This is a genomic window from Mesobacillus maritimus, assembly GCF_023715205.1.
GTDB classification, from domain to species: domain Bacteria; phylum Bacillota; class Bacilli; order Bacillales; family Cytobacillaceae; genus Mesobacillus_B; species Mesobacillus_B maritimus_C.
The window spans coordinates 15,238-33,594 of sequence record NZ_JAMBNR010000021.1 but is presented as its reverse complement, the minus strand read 5'-3'; the positions used below and the strand labels follow the sequence as shown (position 1 = coordinate 33,594).

At 40.9% G+C, this 18,357-nt stretch carries 16 protein-coding genes and 1 other annotated feature; all 16 genes read right to left on the bottom strand.

Annotated features, from left to right (window positions below; all coding sequences use genetic code 11):
- Positions 1-362: 362 nt before the first annotated feature.
- The gene (tuf, locus tag M3182_RS22735) at positions 363-1,550 is read right to left on the bottom strand and encodes an elongation factor Tu (RefSeq protein ID WP_251435717.1); all 1,188 of its coding nucleotides are present in this window, start codon (positions 1,548-1,550) and stop codon (positions 363-365) included.
- Positions 1,551-1,670: 120 nt separating this feature from the next.
- Positions 1,671-3,749, bottom strand: a complete 2,079-nt coding sequence (fusA, locus tag M3182_RS22730; RefSeq protein WP_251435714.1) for an elongation factor G — start codon at positions 3,747-3,749, stop codon at positions 1,671-1,673.
- 48 nt (positions 3,750-3,797) lie between these two features.
- Complete coding sequence (gene rpsG, locus M3182_RS22725) at positions 3,798-4,268, bottom strand: 30S ribosomal protein S7 (protein WP_251435711.1); 471 nt, start codon at positions 4,266-4,268, stop codon at positions 3,798-3,800.
- Between the two features lie 39 nt (positions 4,269-4,307).
- Positions 4,308-4,730, bottom strand: coding sequence for a 30S ribosomal protein S12 (gene rpsL / locus M3182_RS22720; RefSeq protein ID WP_251435708.1), 423 nt, complete (start codon positions 4,728-4,730; stop codon positions 4,308-4,310).
- Positions 4,731-5,038: 308 nt separating this feature from the next.
- Positions 5,039-8,641 (bottom strand): DNA-directed RNA polymerase subunit beta', encoded by a 3,603-nt coding sequence (gene rpoC / locus M3182_RS22715; protein WP_251435705.1) that lies wholly within the window; start codon positions 8,639-8,641, stop codon positions 5,039-5,041.
- Positions 8,642-8,836: 195 nt separating this feature from the next.
- Positions 8,837-12,397, bottom strand: coding sequence for a DNA-directed RNA polymerase subunit beta (gene rpoB / locus M3182_RS22710; RefSeq protein WP_251560260.1), 3,561 nt, complete (start codon positions 12,395-12,397; stop codon positions 8,837-8,839).
- A gap of 227 nt (positions 12,398-12,624) precedes the next feature.
- Entirely contained in the window at positions 12,625-13,233 is a 609-nt protein-coding gene (locus M3182_RS22705) for a class I SAM-dependent methyltransferase (protein ID WP_251435699.1), read from the bottom strand.
- A gap of 103 nt (positions 13,234-13,336) precedes the next feature.
- A complete protein-coding gene (gene rplL / locus M3182_RS22700; RefSeq protein WP_251435696.1) occupies positions 13,337-13,702 on the bottom strand; it encodes a 50S ribosomal protein L7/L12 in 366 nt (121 codons plus the stop codon).
- A 53-nt stretch (positions 13,703-13,755) separates the two neighbouring features.
- Positions 13,756-14,256: a 50S ribosomal protein L10 gene (gene rplJ, locus M3182_RS22695; protein ID WP_251435692.1), complete on the bottom strand. Its 501-nt coding sequence runs from the start codon at positions 14,254-14,256 to the stop codon at positions 13,756-13,758.
- A 35-nt stretch (positions 14,257-14,291) separates the two neighbouring features.
- Positions 14,292-14,429: a sequence feature (ribosomal protein L10 leader region), on the bottom strand.
- Positions 14,430-14,479: 50 nt separating this feature from the next.
- Positions 14,480-15,178 carry a 50S ribosomal protein L1 gene (rplA, locus tag M3182_RS22690; protein ID WP_251435689.1) on the bottom strand — a complete coding sequence of 233 codons (699 nt, stop codon included), beginning with the start codon at positions 15,176-15,178 and terminating at the stop codon, positions 14,480-14,482.
- Positions 15,179-15,389: 211 nt separating this feature from the next.
- On the bottom strand, positions 15,390-15,815 hold the full coding sequence (rplK, locus tag M3182_RS22685; protein ID WP_251435685.1) for a 50S ribosomal protein L11: 426 nt from the start codon (positions 15,813-15,815) through the stop codon (positions 15,390-15,392).
- A 180-nt stretch (positions 15,816-15,995) separates the two neighbouring features.
- Positions 15,996-16,529: a transcription termination/antitermination protein NusG gene (gene nusG / locus M3182_RS22680; protein ID WP_251435683.1), complete on the bottom strand. Its 534-nt coding sequence runs from the start codon at positions 16,527-16,529 to the stop codon at positions 15,996-15,998.
- 114 nt (positions 16,530-16,643) lie between these two features.
- Entirely contained in the window at positions 16,644-16,823 is a 180-nt protein-coding gene (gene secE, locus M3182_RS22675; protein ID WP_251435681.1) for a preprotein translocase subunit SecE, read from the bottom strand.
- Between the two features lie 44 nt (positions 16,824-16,867).
- Positions 16,868-17,032 (bottom strand): 50S ribosomal protein L33, encoded by a 165-nt coding sequence (gene rpmG / locus M3182_RS22670; RefSeq protein WP_285869275.1) that lies wholly within the window; start codon positions 17,030-17,032, stop codon positions 16,868-16,870.
- A 93-nt stretch (positions 17,033-17,125) separates the two neighbouring features.
- Positions 17,126-17,776 (bottom strand): RNA polymerase sporulation sigma factor SigH, encoded by a 651-nt coding sequence (sigH, locus tag M3182_RS22665; protein WP_251435677.1) that lies wholly within the window; start codon positions 17,774-17,776, stop codon positions 17,126-17,128.
- Between the two features lie 71 nt (positions 17,777-17,847).
- The gene (locus tag M3182_RS22660; protein ID WP_251435675.1) at positions 17,848-18,357 is read right to left on the bottom strand and encodes an NYN domain-containing protein; all 510 of its coding nucleotides are present in this window, start codon (positions 18,355-18,357) and stop codon (positions 17,848-17,850) included.

Below are 18,357 nucleotides of genomic sequence, written 5' to 3'. Positions count from 1 at the left end.
TGTATCACTAACGCACTTTTATTATTATAGACGCTCACCTAAGTGATTTCAAGTCAAGATAACAAATATATTTAACTTTATTCGTTGAAAGTCTTTCCAGCAAAACATAAATCATCCTATTGGACATATCTATATAGAAGAAACTTGCGTTACATCACTCGTAAACGCACTTATGATTTTGAAAAGCTTTAAAGAAATTATAAAAAGTATAAGCTCAGTATTACACTAAATGAAAAAACAAAAGAGCATTAATGCTAGATCAAGATTGAAGTTGTGAACACAAGGAATCAGATTCAAATTTGATAAAATTTAATTCAAAATAAAAACAGGTGAGCAAAAGCCCACCTGTTTAGAATATAAGATTACTCTTGGATTGAAGCAACAACGCCAGCGCCTACTGTACGTCCACCTTCACGAATTGAGAACTTAGTTCCTTCTTCGATTGCGATTGGAGCGATTAGCTCAACTGACATTTCAATGTTATCTCCAGGCATAACCATTTCTACGCCTTCTGGAAGGTTACAAATACCAGTTACATCAGTTGTACGGAAGTAGAACTGTGGGCGGTAGTTAGAGAAGAACGGAGTGTGACGTCCACCTTCTTCTTTAGATAAAACGTAAACTTCTGCTTTGAACTTAGTGTGTGGAGTGATTGAACCTGGCTTAGCAAGTACTTGTCCACGCTGGATGTCTTCACGTGCAACCCCACGAAGAAGAGCTCCAATGTTATCTCCAGCTTCTGCATAATCAAGAAGCTTACGGAACATTTCAACACCTGTTACAGTCGTTTGTTTTGGTTCTTCAGCTAAACCGATGATGTCAACAACGTCACCAACTTTAACTTGTCCACGCTCAACACGACCAGTAGCAACTGTTCCACGACCTGTGATTGAGAATACATCCTCAACAGGCATCATGAATGGCTTGTCAGTGTCACGAGTTGGATTTGGAATATATTCGTCAACAGCAGCCATAAGCTCGATGATTTTCTCTTCCCACTCAGCTTCTCCTTCAAGAGCCTTAAGAGCAGAACCTTTAACAACTGGGATGTCGTCGCCAGGGAAATCGTACTCAGAAAGTAGGTCACGTACTTCCATTTCAACTAGTTCTAGTAGTTCTTCATCGTCAACCATGTCACACTTGTTCATGAATACAACAAGGAAAGGTACACCTACCTGACGAGAAAGAAGGATGTGCTCACGAGTTTGTGGCATTGGACCATCAGCTGCAGATACAACTAAGATACCGCCGTCCATTTGAGCAGCACCTGTGATCATGTTTTTAACATAGTCAGCGTGTCCTGGGCAGTCAACGTGTGCATAGTGACGGTTTGCAGTTTCGTACTCAACGTGAGATGTGTTGATTGTGATACCACGCTCTTTTTCTTCTGGAGCGTTATCGATTTGGTCATAACCGCGTGCGTCTCCACCGCCAGCTTTAGCTAGAACAGTAGTGATTGCAGCTGTTAGAGTTGTTTTACCATGGTCAACGTGACCAATAGTTCCGATATTAACGTGTGGCTTTGAACGATCAAATTTAGCTTTTGCCATTTTAGGAATCCTCCTTGTTAATTAAGAAATAAGTATATTTTAGGCTATGAAAAAGGGAAAACCCTTTTCATAGCTATGTCTTACATTAGTAGTTATACTTGATTAAAGGTTTAAAATCAATTATTCACCTTTATTTTTTTTGATGATTTCTTCAGAAACTGATTTTGGAACTTCTTCGTAGTGGTCGAAGTGCATAGAGAATACACCACGTCCTTGTGTACTAGAACGAAGAGCAGTTGCATATCCAAACATCTCTGAAAGAGGAACCATCGCACGAACAACTTGTGCATTACCGCGAGCATCCATACCTTCTACACGTCCACGACGAGCAGTGATCATACCCATGATATCTCCAAGATATTCTTCAGGAATAACAACTTCAACCTTCATTACAGGTTCTAAGATAACTGGTTGACATTTTGAAGCAGCATTTTTAAGTGCCATAGAAGCGGCAATCTTAAACGCCATTTCAGAGGAGTCAACATCATGATAAGAACCATCATATAACTTAGCTTTGATGTCTACTAGTGGATAACCAGCAAGAACACCACGGTCTAAAGCATCTTCAAGACCTGCTTGTACAGCTGGGATGTATTCACGAGGTACAACCCCACCGACAATTGCGTTTTCGAATTCGAAGCCTTTTCCTTCTTCGTTAGGTGAGAATTCAATCCATACGTGTCCGAATTGTCCACGTCCACCAGATTGGCGAGCAAATTTTCCTTCTACCTGTGCTGAAGCACGGAAAGTTTCACGGTATGCAACTTGTGGTGCACCCACATTTGCTTCTACCTTGAATTCACGCTTCATACGGTCAACGATGATGTCAAGATGAAGTTCACCCATACCAGCGATGATAACTTGTCCAGTTTCCTGGTCAGTATGCGCACGGAATGTTGGATCTTCTTCTTGAAGCTTTTGTAGAGCAGTCGACATTTTATCTTGGTCCGCTTTTGATTTTGGCTCAACAGAAAGTTGGATAACTGGCTCAGGGAACTGCATGGATTCAAGGATAACTGGAGCCTTTTCATCACACAAAGTATCGCCTGTAGTTGTATCTTTTAAACCTACTGCTGCAGCAATATCTCCAGAGTGAACAACAGAGATTTCCTGACGGCTGTTTGCGTGCATTTGTAGGATACGTCCTACACGCTCACGCTTACCTTTAGTTGAGTTCTTTACGTAAGAACCAGATTCTAGAGTACCAGAATATACACGGAAGAATGTAAGTTTACCAACATAAGGGTCTGTCATAACTTTAAATGCTAGAGCAGAGAATGGCTCTTCATCGCTAGAATGACGTTCTACTTCTTCTTCACTGTCAGGAACATGTCCTTTGATTGCTGGTACATCTAATGGAGATGGAAGGTAGTCGATTACTGCATCTAGCATTAACTGAACACCTTTGTTTTTAAATGCTGATCCACACAATACCGGGTAGAACTCAACATTTGTAGTACCTTTACGGATCGCAGCTTTAATTTCTTCTTTTGTAAGCTCTTCTCCACCAAGGTATTTTTCCATTAGTTCTTCATCAAGCTCAGCAACAGCTTCGATTAATTTTTCGCGCCATTCTTCAGCTAGTTCTTTGTACTCATCAGGGATTTCTCCTTCAGTGATTTCAGTACCTAAGTCATTACCGTAGAATCGTGCATTCATATCAATTAAATCGATAATACCACTGAACTCATCTTCCGCACCGATTGGTAATTGGACAGGATGAGCATTTGCTTGTAAACGATCATGAATTGTTCCTACAGAATATAAGAAGTCTGCACCTAACTTATCCATCTTATTTACAAACACAATGCGTGGTACGCCATATGTTGTTGCTTGGCGCCAAACAGTTTCTGTTTGTGGCTCAACACCAGATTGAGCATCTAATACTGTAACCGCACCATCAAGAACACGTAGAGAACGTTCAACTTCAACAGTGAAGTCTACGTGTCCTGGAGTGTCGATGATGTTTACACGGTGGTTGTTCCAAGAAGCTGTTGTCGCAGCAGACGTGATTGTAATACCACGTTCTTGCTCTTGCTCCATCCAGTCCATTTGAGAAGCACCTTCGTGAGTTTCACCGATTTTATGAATACGGCCTGTATAATATAGGATACGCTCAGTTGTTGTTGTTTTACCAGCATCAATGTGCGCCATGATACCAATATTACGAGTTTTTTCTAAGGAGAACTCTCTTGCCATTGGGTCTTTCTCCTTCCTTGTATGAGTGTTTTAGTTTTGAAGATGATTTTACCAACGATAGTGAGCAAACGCTTTGTTCGCTTCAGCCATTTTGTGTGTATCTTCGCGTTTCTTAACAGATGCTCCAGTGTTGTTCGCAGCATCTAAAATTTCGTTTGCTAAACGCTCTTCCATCGTCTTTTCTCCACGAAGACGAGCGTAGTTTACTAACCAACGTAATCCAAGTGTAGTACGACGATCTGGACGCACCTCAACTGGAACTTGGTAGTTAGCACCACCAACACGGCGTGCTCTTACCTCTAGAACTGGCATGATGTTCTTCAATGCTTGATCGAAGATTTCCATTGCATCTTTGCCAGTACGCTCAGCGATGATATCAAATGCAGAGTATAAAATCTTTTGAGATTTACCTCTCTTGCCATCTACCATCATTTTGTTAATTAAACGAGTAACTAACTTTGAATTGTAAATCGGATCCGGTAATACATCTCTTTTTGCAACAGGACCTTTACGTGGCATATTATTTCCTCCTTTCAAAAAGGCTATGATTGATTGTTATTATTTCTTAGCTGCTTTCGGACGCTTAGTACCGTATTTAGAACGACTTTGCATACGGTTGTTAACACCAGCTGTATCTAAAGCTCCACGAACGATATGGTAACGTACCCCTGGTAAGTCTTTTACACGTCCACCACGGATAAGAACAACACTGTGCTCTTGTAAGTTGTGGCCGATACCAGGAATGTATGCAGTTACCTCGATTCCGTTTGTTAAACGAACACGAGCATATTTACGAAGCGCTGAGTTTGGCTTCTTAGGTGTCATAGTACCAACACGAGTACATACACCACGTTTTTGTGGAGCTGTTTGGTTTGTTTGAGCTTTTTTGAAGCTATTGTAACCTTTGTTTAATGCTGGTGATTTTGAAGTTTCCTCGACAGATTTACGAGGTTTGCGTACTAATTGGTTAATTGTAGGCATTATTTTTCCTCCTTTCACTACTTTGGTAGACCCACACATCCAGGTGGTTCATTTTTTGCTAAAAAACAAAGCTTTTGCGGTAAACGCCACAAAAACAGTTTTTACAATAAAAAGATATATCAGCTGTTCCCTATTATTCACTTCCTGACCATCTGAATGAATGTACCAGGTAAGTAGGAACACCTTTGCTATAATAGCATTTCAAAAAAGAGATGTCAACAGCATCTTCATTTTATTTTTAAAAATGCGGTACCTCTGATTAAAGAAGTACCGCATTAATTAGAGGAAATCTTTTAATAGATCGACTTTTATTCTACCGGAACGGCATCTTCCGTATTTTCTTCTTCCAGTAAAACTGGCTCTGCTTTACGGTAACGCTGCATACCTGTTCCAGCAGGAACAAGTTTACCGATGATTACATTCTCTTTCAAGCCGAGAAGTTCATCCCGTTTTCCTTTAATTGCCGCATCTGTAAGAACTCTTGTTGTTTCTTGGAACGATGCAGCAGACAAGAATGAATCTGTTTCAAGAGACGCTTTTGTAATTCCGAGAATAACTGGGCGTCCAGTCGCTGGTAATCTTCCATTAAGAATTGCTTTACGGTTCGCATCGGTGAACTGATGGATTTCAAGCAATGTGCCCGGAAGAACATCTGTTTCCCCTGCATCAATGACTCTGATTTTTCTCATCATTTGGCGAACCATAACTTCAACGTGTTTATCGCCAATTTCTACCCCTTGCATGCGATATACTTTCTGCACTTCTTTTAAGAGGTATTCTTGGACAGACTTCACGTCTTTTACGCGCAATAGTTCTTTCGGGTCAATCGATCCTTCTGTTAGTTCCTGACCACGTTCTACATGACTGTTAACAGCTACCTTAAGTCTTGCGGTATATGGAGCTGTGTAAGTACGAGACTCAACATCACCTTGAACGATGATTTCATGTTGTCTGTCACGACCTTCATTTATACCGACAACTACTCCACTGATTTCCGAAATCACCGCAACCCCTTTAGGATTACGTGCTTCAAAGATTTCCTGAATACGTGGAAGACCTTGGGTAATATCATCTCCAGCAACCCCACCAGTATGGAAAGTACGCATCGTTAACTGTGTACCTGGCTCACCAATAGATTGAGCGGCAATAATTCCAACTGCCTCGCCAACTTCAACTTCTTGGCCAGTTGCCAAGTTACGACCGTAACACTTCTTACATACTCCGTGGCGTGTGTTACAAGTAAATGCCGAACGGATCCATACTTCTTCATGTCCAGCATTCACAATTTCTAATGCAAGATCTTCGGTGATCAATTCATTTTCACGAACAATGATTTCATTCGTTTCAGGATGTTTGATCGTTTTTCTTGAATAACGGCCAATTAAACGTTCGTCAAGAGCTTCAATGATTTCCGTTCCATCTTTTAATGCAGAAACGTTTAGTCCTCTGTCTGTTCCACAATCATCCTCACGAACAATAACATCTTGTGCAACATCGACGAGACGACGCGTTAAATAACCTGAGTCCGCTGTCTTAAGAGCTGTATCGGCAAGTCCCTTACGCGCACCGTGTGTGGAGATAAAGTATTCCAATACAGTTAGACCTTCACGGAAACTGGATTTAATCGGTAACTCAATAATACGACCAGCCGGGTTGGCCATCAATCCACGCATACCTGCTAACTGCGTGAAGTTTGATGCATTACCACGGGCCCCTGAGTCACTCATCATAAAGATTGGGTTTGTTCGACTTAAGGAACTCATAAGCTTAGATTGAATTATATCTTTCGCCGCACTCCAGATTGAGATAACCCGATCATAACGCTCATCTTCTGTGATTAAACCACGTCTAAACTGCTTCATTACATTATCAACTTTTGCTTGAGCATCATTGATAATTTCTTCTTTTTCTCCTAGGACAACGATGTCAGCTACACCGACAGTAATACCAGCCTTCGAAGAATAACGGAAACCTAGATCCTTCATACGATCCAGCATTTTAGATGTTTCTGTAATTTGGAACTTCTTAAAGACTTCAGCAATGATATTTCCAAGAATTTTCTTCTTGAAAGGATCGATTAGAGGCATTTCTTTAATCGCAGCTCTAACGTCAGTCCCTTTGGCTAAGAAGTATTTCTCTGGAGTCTTTTCTTCCAAGTTTGTTTTCGTTGGTTCATTGATATATGGGAACGATGCAGGAAGAATTTCATTGAAAATCAACTTACCTACTGTAGTAACAAGAAGTTGGTTGTTCTGTTCCTCAGTAAATGTTTCATTCCCTAATGTACCCGCATCAACAGCTACACGTGTGTGAAGGTGTACATAACCGTTTTGGTAAGCAATCAAAGCTTCATTGCGGTCTTTAAAAATCATTCCTTCACCAACAGCATCTTCACGCTCTAATGTTAAGTAGTAATTTCCAAGAACCATATCCTGGGATGGTGTAACAACTGGCTTTCCATCCTTAGGATTTAGGATGTTTTGCGCAGCAAGCATAAGCAAGCGAGCCTCTGCTTGTGCTTCAGCAGATAATGGGACGTGAACAGCCATCTGGTCACCGTCAAAGTCCGCATTGTATGCTGTACATACAAGTGGATGTAGACGAATCGCACGACCCTCTACTAATGTAGGTTCGAACGCCTGAATTCCCAATCTATGAAGCGTAGGGGCGCGGTTAAGTAATACTGGGTGTTCTTTAATAACATCCTCTAAAACATCCCATACTTCCGGCTGAACTCTTTCAATCTTCCGTTTTGCAGACTTAATATTGTGTGCAAGTCCCTTTTGGACAAGTTCTTTCATAACAAATGGTTTGAATAGTTCAAGAGCCATTTCTTTTGGAAGACCACATTGATACATTTTAAGGTTTGGACCTACGACAATAACAGAACGGCCAGAATAGTCAACACGCTTCCCTAATAGGTTCTGACGGAAACGTCCTTGCTTCCCTTTTAGCATATGGGAAAGTGACTTTAACGGGCGATTCCCCGGTCCTGTAACAGGACGACCACGACGTCCATTATCGATTAACGCATCTACAGCTTCTTGAAGCATCCGTTTTTCGTTTTGAACAATGATGCTAGGTGCACCAAGATCTAATAAACGCTTTAAACGATTGTTACGGTTAATGACACGACGGTATAAATCGTTTAGGTCGGATGTCGCAAAACGACCACCATCAAGCTGTACCATCGGGCGAAGTTCTGGTGGAATAACCGGAAGAACATCTAAAATCATCCAAGAAGGTTCATTTCCAGAATTACGGAAAGCCTCAAGAACTTCTAGACGCTTGATCGCACGAGTACGACGCTGACCTTGAGCTGTTTTTAACTCTTCTTTCAAGGCGTCTACTTCTTTATCTAAATCAATATCAGAAAGAAGCTTTTTAATCGCTTCAGCACCCATTCCCGCATGGAACTTGCTTCCATATTTATCGCGGTATGCACGGTATTCTTTTTCTGATAACAGTTGTTTCTTCTCCAAGGCTGTGTCGCCTGTTTCTGTAACAACATATGACGCAAAGTAAATGATTTCCTCAAGCGCACGAGGAGACATATCTAAAACAAGACCCATACGGCTTGGGATACCTTTGAAATACCAAATGTGGGATACAGGAGCAGCAAGCTCAATATGGCCCATACGTTCACGGCGTACTTTTGAACGTGTTACTTCGACTCCACAACGGTCACAAACGACTCCTTTATAACGTACACGTTTGTATTTTCCACAATGACATTCCCAGTCTTTTGTAGGACCGAAAATCCGCTCACAGAATAACCCGTCTTTTTCTGGCTTTAATGTTCGGTAGTTAATTGTTTCTGGCTTTTTTACTTCACCATATGACCATGAACGAATCTTGTCTGGTGAAGCAAGCCCAATCTTCATGTATTCAAAATTATTAACATCCAGCAAGGGGCCTACCTCCCTTTTAATCTAGGGTTTTACCCAATTTAAAACAATAACGTTATCATTCACTCAAAAAACAGACCTAACCCTCTTTGCAGGGAAACCAATCTTCGAGTTTTGTCCATAAGCATAAGCTATATTGATTGTGCAATAGCCATGCCTACTATAAAAGAGGATGGCTATCGCACTTCTTCAACCTATTTATTCTTTGGAACCAACCTTTTCAGAATCAACATCACCTGATCCAGATGCGATGTTCAATGTTTCCGGTTGTTGTATTTCATCATCTTCATCAAAATCGCGCATTTCGATTTCTTGTTCATCACCTGAAAGAATCTTAACATCCATTCCAAGACTCTGAAGCTCTTTCATTAAGACCTTGAACGATTCAGGAACACCAGGCTCAGGAACGTTTTCACCTTTTACAATCGCTTCATAAGTCTTAACACGTCCGACAACATCGTCCGATTTAACTGTTAAGATTTCCTGAAGTGTGTAAGCTGCACCATATGCTTCAAGTGCCCATACTTCCATTTCCCCGAAGCGCTGACCACCGAACTGAGCTTTACCACCCAGTGGTTGTTGCGTAACAAGAGAGTAAGGTCCTGTAGAACGAGCATGAAGCTTATCGTCAACCATGTGCGCAAGTTTAATCATGTACATGACCCCAACAGATACGCGGTTGTCAAACGGTTCGCCTGTACGGCCATCATAAAGAACGGTTTTCGCATCACGTGCCATACCAGCTTCTTCAATCGTAGACCACACATCTTCTTCTGTTGCACCATCAAATACAGGAGACGCCACATGAATTCCAAGGCTACGAGCAGCCATACCTAAGTGAAGTTCCAATACCTGACCGATGTTCATACGTGATGGAACCCCTAATGGGTTCAACATGATATCAATCGGCGTACCATCTGGTAAGAATGGCATATCCTCTTCAGGTAAAATGCGGGAAATAACCCCTTTATTACCATGTCGTCCAGCCATCTTATCGCCTTCGTGAATCTTACGTTTTTGAACAATATAAACGCGAACAAGTTGATTTACACCTGGAGGCAGTTCGTCACCGTCTTCACGGTTAAAGACTTTCACATCAAGAACAATTCCTCCACCACCATGTGGTACACGAAGAGAGGTGTCGCGAACTTCACGAGCTTTTTCACCAAAGATTGCATGTAAAAGACGTTCTTCTGCTGTTAGTTCTGTAACTCCCTTAGGTGTAACCTTTCCAACAAGCAAGTCTCCATCTTTCACCTCAGCACCTACACGAATGATTCCACGCTCATCGAGGTTACGCAATGCATCTTCCCCGACGTTTGGAATATCACGTGTAATTTCTTCAGGCCCAAGCTTTGTATCACGAGACTCTGATTCATATTCTTCAATATGGATAGAAGTGTAAACATCGTCTTTAACAAGACGTTCACTCATGATAATCGCATCCTCGTAGTTATAACCATCCCAGTTAATAAATCCTACAAGAACGTTTCTTCCTAATGCTAGTTCTCCTTTTTCCATTGAAGGACCATCGGCAAGAATCTCACCTTTTGTCACATGGTCACCCACACTTACGATTGGGCGCTGGTTATAACAAGTCCCTTGGTTTGAACGGATGAACTTTTGCATTTTATATTTATCAAGGTCACCTTTTGTTTGTTGACCATCTACTTCAGTAATCCGACGAACCCAAACTTGGCGAGCTTCAACGTGCTCAACAATTCCCTCATGTTTACAGATAACAGCTGCACCAGAGTCTTTTGCTGATACATGCTCCATACCTGTTCCGACTCTCGGTGCTTCTGGTTGCAACAACGGCACAGCTTGGCGCTGCATGTTCGCTCCCATTAGGGCACGGTTCGAGTCATCATTCTCAAGGAATGGGATACATGCTGTCGCGGCAGAAACAACCTGTTTCGGTGATACATCCATATAATCAATGCGCTCACGACGAACAACGGTGTTTTCACCACGGAAACGAGCAACTACCATGTCATCAAGGAATTCCCCTTCATCAGATAGAACCGCATTTGCCTGAGCGACAACATAGTTATCCTCTTCATCAGCAGTTAGATAATCAAAATGATCAGTAACTCTACCTGTTTCTGGGTCGACACGACGATATGGAGTTTCAATAAATCCGAACTTATTCACTTTCGCAAAAGAAGAAAGTGAGTTAATCAGCCCGATGTTTGGACCCTCAGGAGTTTCAATCGGACACATACGACCATAGTGTGAATAGTGAACGTCACGTACTTCGAAGCCTGCACGTTCACGAGTCAAACCACCTGGTCCAAGTGCAGATAGACGACGCTTATGCGTCAATTCTGCCAATGGATTCGTTTGGTCCATGAACTGTGATAACTGAGAACTACCAAAGAACTCTTTAATTGAAGCAATAACCGGTCGGATATTAATGAGTTGCTGTGGTGTAATTGTGTTTGTGTCTTGAATCGACATTCTTTCACGAACAACTCTTTCCATACGGGATAAACCGATACGGAACTGGTTTTGTAAAAGTTCACCAACAGAGCGAAGTCGTCTGTTTCCAAGATGGTCGATGTCATCCGTATCACCAACACCATGCAATAAGTTAAAGAAATAACTAATAGATGCAATGATATCAGCTGGTGTAATATTTTTAATTGGTTCAGGAACATAGGCATTCCCGATTATATTAATCACTTTTTCGCCTTCATCATTTGGAGCGTAAATTTTAATTGACTGAAGTAAGATATCATCTTCTACTACGCCGCCATATGGTTTATGCGTTTCGAAGCCAACATTCTTTTCAAGACTATCAAGGATTTTATCAAGCGTACGACGGTCTAGTGTTACGCCTTGCTCCGCAATAATCTCTCCTGTCTCTGGATCAACTAATGTTTCAGCTAATTTTTGCCCAAACAGGCGATTTTTTATATGAAGCTTCTTGTTAATCTTATAACGGCCCACATTCGCTAAGTCATAGCGCTTTGGATCAAAGAATCTTGAAACAAGAAGGCTTTTAGCATTCTCAACGGTTGGCGGCTCACCAGGGCGTAAACGCTCATAGATTTCAAGAAGCGCTTTTTCAGAACTCTCTGTGTTATCCTTCTCTAGCGTATTTCGGATGTACTCGTTGTCACCAATTAAATCAATGATCTCTTGGTCAGAGCCAAACCCTAGAGCACGCAAAAGAACCGTAACAGGGAGTTTCCTCGTACGATCTATCCTGACATATACAACATCTTTCGCATCGGTTTCATATTCAAGCCAAGCTCCGCGATTTGGAATAACGGTTGCAGTAAAACCCTTTTTCCCGTTTTTATCCATCTTTGCGCTGTAATATACGCTAGGAGATCGTACTAATTGGGAAACAATAACCCTTTCAGCACCATTGATTACAAAGGTACCCGTTTCAGTCATAAGTGGGAAATCACCCATAAAGACATCTTGGTCCTTTACTTCACCTGTTTCCTTATTTACAAGACGAACTTTCACCCTTAATGGAGCAGAGTATGTAACATCTCTCTCTTTTGACTCATCTACTGGATACTTTGGTTCCGCAAGACTATAATCAATAAACTCTAGCGACAAATTACCAGTAAAGTCTTCAATTGGAGAAATATCTTGAAACATTTCTCTTAAACCTTCATCAAGAAACCATTGGTAAGAAGCTGTTTGAATTTCTATTAAATTCGGCAGTTCCAATACTTCACTGATGCGTGCATAACTCCTACGTTGGCGGTGTCGTCCATACTGAACTAGTTGACCTGTCAACTGATTCACCCCTCAAATCAAGCGTAATTATTCCACTAATGTGTTCTTCTTGCTCACTTTCAATAGACAAAAAGAAAAAGGGTTTTCACGTTAAAAACCACATTTTCTAGACGTACATTATTTTGTTAGTTTTCCCCAAAAAAGCAAAAATATACTTATAAAAGACATTTTTAGCATTTTAAAGGAAACTAATCTATGGCATTTTATAATACTATCATAGCTAATTTTTATCTGTCAACCTTTTTTGCTTTGATGATAAAATACCCTTTCTTTTTCAACACCACTTCTACTTGAGCAAACATACTTTCTAGTTTTTCAATCGCAGAGGGAGCCCCTTGCTTTTTTTGAATCACAACCCATAACTCTCCTGATTCCACTAACCGGTCGAAGCTCTGTTCGAAAATATCATGAACGACACTTTTTCCCGCTCGGATCGGGGGATTGGTTAAAATTGCTTGGAACTGATTCCCTTCAACTTGCAAAAGCCGATCACTTTCATATATTTTAACGTTCTTCACTTGATTCAACTCTGCATTTTCCTTAGCAAGGTCAAGGGCCCTCTGGTTCACATCTACCATATGGACAAAGGCCTCTGGATAAGACTTTGCCAACGACAAACCAATCGGTCCATAGCCACACCCTACATCCAATAGGTTCCCTTCCTCTTTTTCAAATTGAAATGCCTCAATTAACAACCGCGAACCAAAGTCAACTTCCTTTTTTGAGAAAACTCCGCGGTCTGTCTTGAAGCGCAAGGAATGCCCCTTTAATACAAAGTCCCAATAAACAGGTTTGCTCTCCACTTCGGGATTCTTTGAATAGTAATGATTTGACATTGACTCCACCACCTACGAAAGCATCTTGCCCTTTTCATAAATCATTCATACTTAGACATAGCTAAAAAAGCCCGCTTGACAGCGAGCTTTTTCTACAATCAAATTACTTAACTTCGACGCTAGCTCCAACTTCTTCAAGCTTAGCTTTAAGTTCTTCAGCTTCTTCTTTAGATACGCCTTCTTTAAGAGCCTTCGGAGCGTTGTCAACAACTTCTTTAGCTTCTTTAAGTCCAAGGCCAGTGATTTCACGAACAACCTTGATAACTTTGATTTTTTGATCTCCAGCAGATGCTAGAACTACATCAAACTCAGTTTGTTCTGCAGCAGCATCTCCAGCAGCAGCGCCACCCATAACAGCTACAGGAGCTGCAGCAGTTACGCCGAATTCTTCTTCGATTGCTTTTACTAAATCGTTTAGTTCTAAAACAGTCATATTTTTAACTGCTTCAATGATTTGTTCTTTAGTCATTGTTCATTTCCTCCTATTGGTTGGTTGATTTTATTTAATAAACGTAGATTAACTTACGCGCCTTGTTCTTCTTTTTGGTCTGCAACAGCTTTTGCAGCAAGAGCAAGATTGCGGATAGGTGCTTGAAGCACGCTGAGTAGCATAGAAAGTAAACCTTCGCGAGATGGTAGATCTGCAAGAGCCTTAACTTCTTCTACTGTTGCAACGTTTCCTTCAATGATACCTGCTTTGATTTCAAGTGCTTCGTTCTTTTTCGCGAATTCGTTAAGAATCTTCGCTGGAGCGACAACATCTTCAGTACTGAATGCGATCGCATTTGGTCCTGTTAATACTTCGTTAAGTCCTTCAAGACCAGCTGCTTCAGCGGCACGGCGAGTCATTGTATTTTTGTATACTTTGAATTCAACACCTGCTTCACGAAGCTGTTTACGAAGTTCAGTAACCTCACCAACAGATAAACCACGGTAATCAACTACGATTGTTGATTGACTAGCTTTAAATTTGTCGGTAATTTCGTCAACTAATTGTTTTTTAGTTTCGATAGCGCTGCTCATTTATTACACCTCCTGTAGAATTCTCTACACTCATACCGGTCAATAAAAAACCTCTATGTCTTTGCAGACATAGAGGTTGTATACAATAGTCGAACAATAAATCTATCGTATGACCTCGGCAGGGAATTAAGCCATATGGCACCTGCTGTCTGCGGTACAAATGTTATTTTATTTTAACAACAAGATACATTATAGAAAATCTATCTTAGAATGTCAATTGGTATTATTTTGCAACAACTGTTGAAGGGTCGATTTTAACGCCAGGCCCCATTGTTGTAGAAATCGTTACATTCTTCATGTAAGTTCCTTTAGCAGCTGAAGGCTTAACTTTCATCATTGTTTCAAAGATTGTGTTGAAGTTTTCAACAAGCTTTTGATCTTCGAAAGAAACCTTACCGATTGGAACATGAATGTTACCAGCTTTATCAACACGGTATTCTACTTTACCAGCTTTGATTTCGTTAACAGCTTTTGTTACATCAAATGTAACAGTACCTGTCTTAGGGTTTGGCATTAAGCCTTTAGGTCCTAATACACGACCAAGCTTACCAACTTCACCCATCATGTCTGGAGTAGCAACGATTACATCAAACTCGAACCAACCTTGTTGGATTTTGTTGATGAACTCAGAATCTCCAACGTAATCTGCACCAGCAGCTTCAGCTTCTTTTGCTTTTTCTCCTTTAGCAAATACCAACACGCGTTGAGTTTTACCAGTTCCGTTCGGAAGAACAACTGCTCCACGAATTTGTTGGTCTGCTTTCTTAGGGTCAACCCCTAAACGGAAAGCCGCTTCAACAGTAGCGTCAAACTTAACAGTGCTAGTCTTTTTCGCTAGCTCAACTGCTTCTTGGATATCATAAGCCTTAGTACGATCTATTAGCTTAACGGCTTCTTGATACTTCTTACCTTTGTTAGCCATTATAATTTCCTCCTCAAATGTGGTTTTAGCGGAATAACCTCCCACTTAGAAAGGCGAGGCGTCTTGGTCAGCTCAGGCGGGCCAGAACTAATTCGGACACCATTACCAAACATATAAGCTTCTATTCCTAAAGCGGAACAAAAACCTAAAACAAAGCAAAGGTTGCGAGAGAATCTATTCGTCATCGCAACCTCTACATCCTGCATAGCAATTAGTCTTCGATGTTGATACCCATGCTGCGTGCAGTACCTTCAACCATGCGCATTGCTGCTTCAACGCTTGCTGCGTTCAGGTCAGGCATTTTCTGTTCCGCAATCTCGCGTACCTTGTCGCGCTTAACTGTTGCTACTTTATTACGGTTTGGTTCACCAGAACCAGACTGAATTCCAGCTGCTACTTTCAAAAGAACGGCAGCAGGAGGAGTTTTCGTAATAAATGTAAATGAACGGTCTTCAAATACCGTAATTTCAACAGGAATGATTAAACCAGCCTGATCAGCTGTACGTGCGTTAAATTCCTTACAGAATCCCATGATGTTTACACCTGCTTGACCTAGTGCAGGACCAACCGGTGGCGCTGGGTTCGCTTTACCAGCAGGGATTTGCAATTTTACAATTTTAATTACTTTTTTAGCCACGAGACACACCTCCTTAAAGTCCGTGATGTGGTAATAGGGGTTTCCCCTCCCACTCAGTTCAGTCTTATCTGGACAATGACCATTATAGCCATACTTCGATAAGAACATAATCTATGTTTGTCCCGTACCCGAGACATACTGACCTATGAAATATTACCACTATTCCTTTTTAATTTCAAGTTATAATTTTTCAATCTGTGAAAATTCCAATTCAACCGGTGTATCCCGACCAAACATATTGACTAGAACTTTTAGTTTTCCTTTATCTTTATCGATTTCTTCAATTGAACCTGTAAAGTTTGCAAAAGGCCCTTCACTTACTTTAACTGTTTCGCCTAATTCGAAGTCGATGTCTATACGCTGTTCCTCTACACCCATGCGTTTTAAAATCATTGCAACCTCTTCCGGTAACAATGGGGTCGGCTTTGAACCATGACCTGATGAACCAACAAACCCTGTTACGCCAGGTGTATTACGAACGACGTACCAAGAGTCATCCGTCATAACCAACTCTACTAACACATAGCCAGGGAAGGTCTTTCTTTTAACAACCTTCTTTTTTCCATTTTTAATATCAGTTTCTTCATCTTCAGGTACGACCACGCGGAAAATTTTATCCTGCATACCCATTGTTTCTACACGTTTTTCTAAATTTGTTTTTACTTTATTTTCATACCCAGAGTACGTATGAACGACATACCAATTCTTTTCCATTGCAGAGGACTATAGCGTCCTTCCCTCCCTTTTTTAGCAAACAAAAAACCCGTTAGCCGGGTTCTTGTAAAAACTTCCTTCGTTATTTTCCATTATACCATGAGATTGCACAGGTTATTCAAGGATTAAACGAATCAATTCAGAAAATCCAAGGTCAACTACTGTAAAAAACAATGCCATAAAAACAACCGTCGTTAAAACGACAACGGTATAACGAAATAGCTCCCTCCGTTTAGGCCAGCTAACTTTTCTCATCTCGCGGGCAACTTCAGGTAAGAACTTAGTAATGCGCATTTTGTAACCTCCAACTTGTGAATAGCAAACTATCTATCTAAAAGTCATTTTGTTTCTCGATGAACAGTATGAGCATTACACGTTTTACAGTATTTCTTCAGTTCACGGCGCTCTGTTTGATTCTCTTGGTTGCTAGTGGTCGTGTAATTGCGCGAACCACACTCCGCACAGGCAAGCGTTATCTTTTTGCTCATGATACACCTTCTCATTGTGTATTTCCTTAAAACTTTATCATGCACGAAAGGAAACTGTCAATAACTGTCGAAATGGATGATAAGGCGGTTTGATGGCTTATATAAACTTTATTTTTTGATTTCACGGATTTCTATATAACGCTCAAGCTTACGCTTCACTCTTTGCAAGGCATTATCAATTGACTTCACATGGCGGTTTAACTCTTCAGAGATTTCCTGATAGGTTTGTCCATCTAAGTAAAGAGCAAGTACTTTCCGCTCTAAATCACTTAAAAGTTCTTCCATCTTTATTTCAATCTGATCAAATTCTTCCTGATTAATAATCAATTCTTCCGGGTTCATGACCTTGGCACCTGTGAGAACGTCCATTAAGGTACGATCAGATTCTTCATCATAGATTGGTTTATCTAGAGAGACATAGGAATTAAGCGGAATATGCTTCTGTCTTGTGGCTGTCTTTATTGCCGTTATGATTTGTCTAGTAATACACAATTCAGCGAATGCCTTAAATGATGATAGCTTGTCCTCCTTAAAGTCACGAATGGCTTTATAAAGACCAATCATTCCTTCCTGGACGATATCTTCTTTGTCTGCTCCAATTAGAAAATAAGATCGAGCTTTGGCACGGACAAAGTTCCGGTATTTATTTATTAAATAGTCAAGTGCCTCACTATCTCCTTGGTGAACAGCTTCAACTATTTGTTCGTCTTCAAGATTGATATAATTCAAACCCTGTTTAACTCCGAAACCAGCATTCACTCAGATCCCCCCACCGGACTTTTCCATGGATAGAAATATTATACAGTAGAAATTTTTCAAGCGTCAACCGCTTACCGGCCACCTCGGCGCCATTTTTCAAAAATTTCCGCCATTTCGTCACTAAGTGGAATCTTACTTAGCGGCTTCTTTTTCTGGATTTTCCGGACTCTTTTCTCAATCTTCTGTTCCATCACATTCATTTCGGTATATAATTCCCGTGCTGATTTCCTCAGAGCACCTTGGCCAAAAATAGCCCATTGTTCGGTGAAATCCGAGGTTGCTACATGAATCTGGGTTTTACGATTACTTAAATCAATCGCTAATTTTTCGATTCGCTCATCTGCCGTTTCATTTTCTCGTGTATAGATGACTTCGACATTATAGTTTTTATATCGCTGTTCGGTACCTTGTACATAATGAGCATCAAAAACAATAATCACTCGATACCCTGTATATGCTCTATACTCGGCCATTTTCTCAACCAGCAGATCCCTTGCTGCTGCTAAGTCCTTTGTTTTTAATGCTCTAAGTTCTGGCCACGCTCCGATAATGTTATATCCGTCTACCAATAGGATATCCAT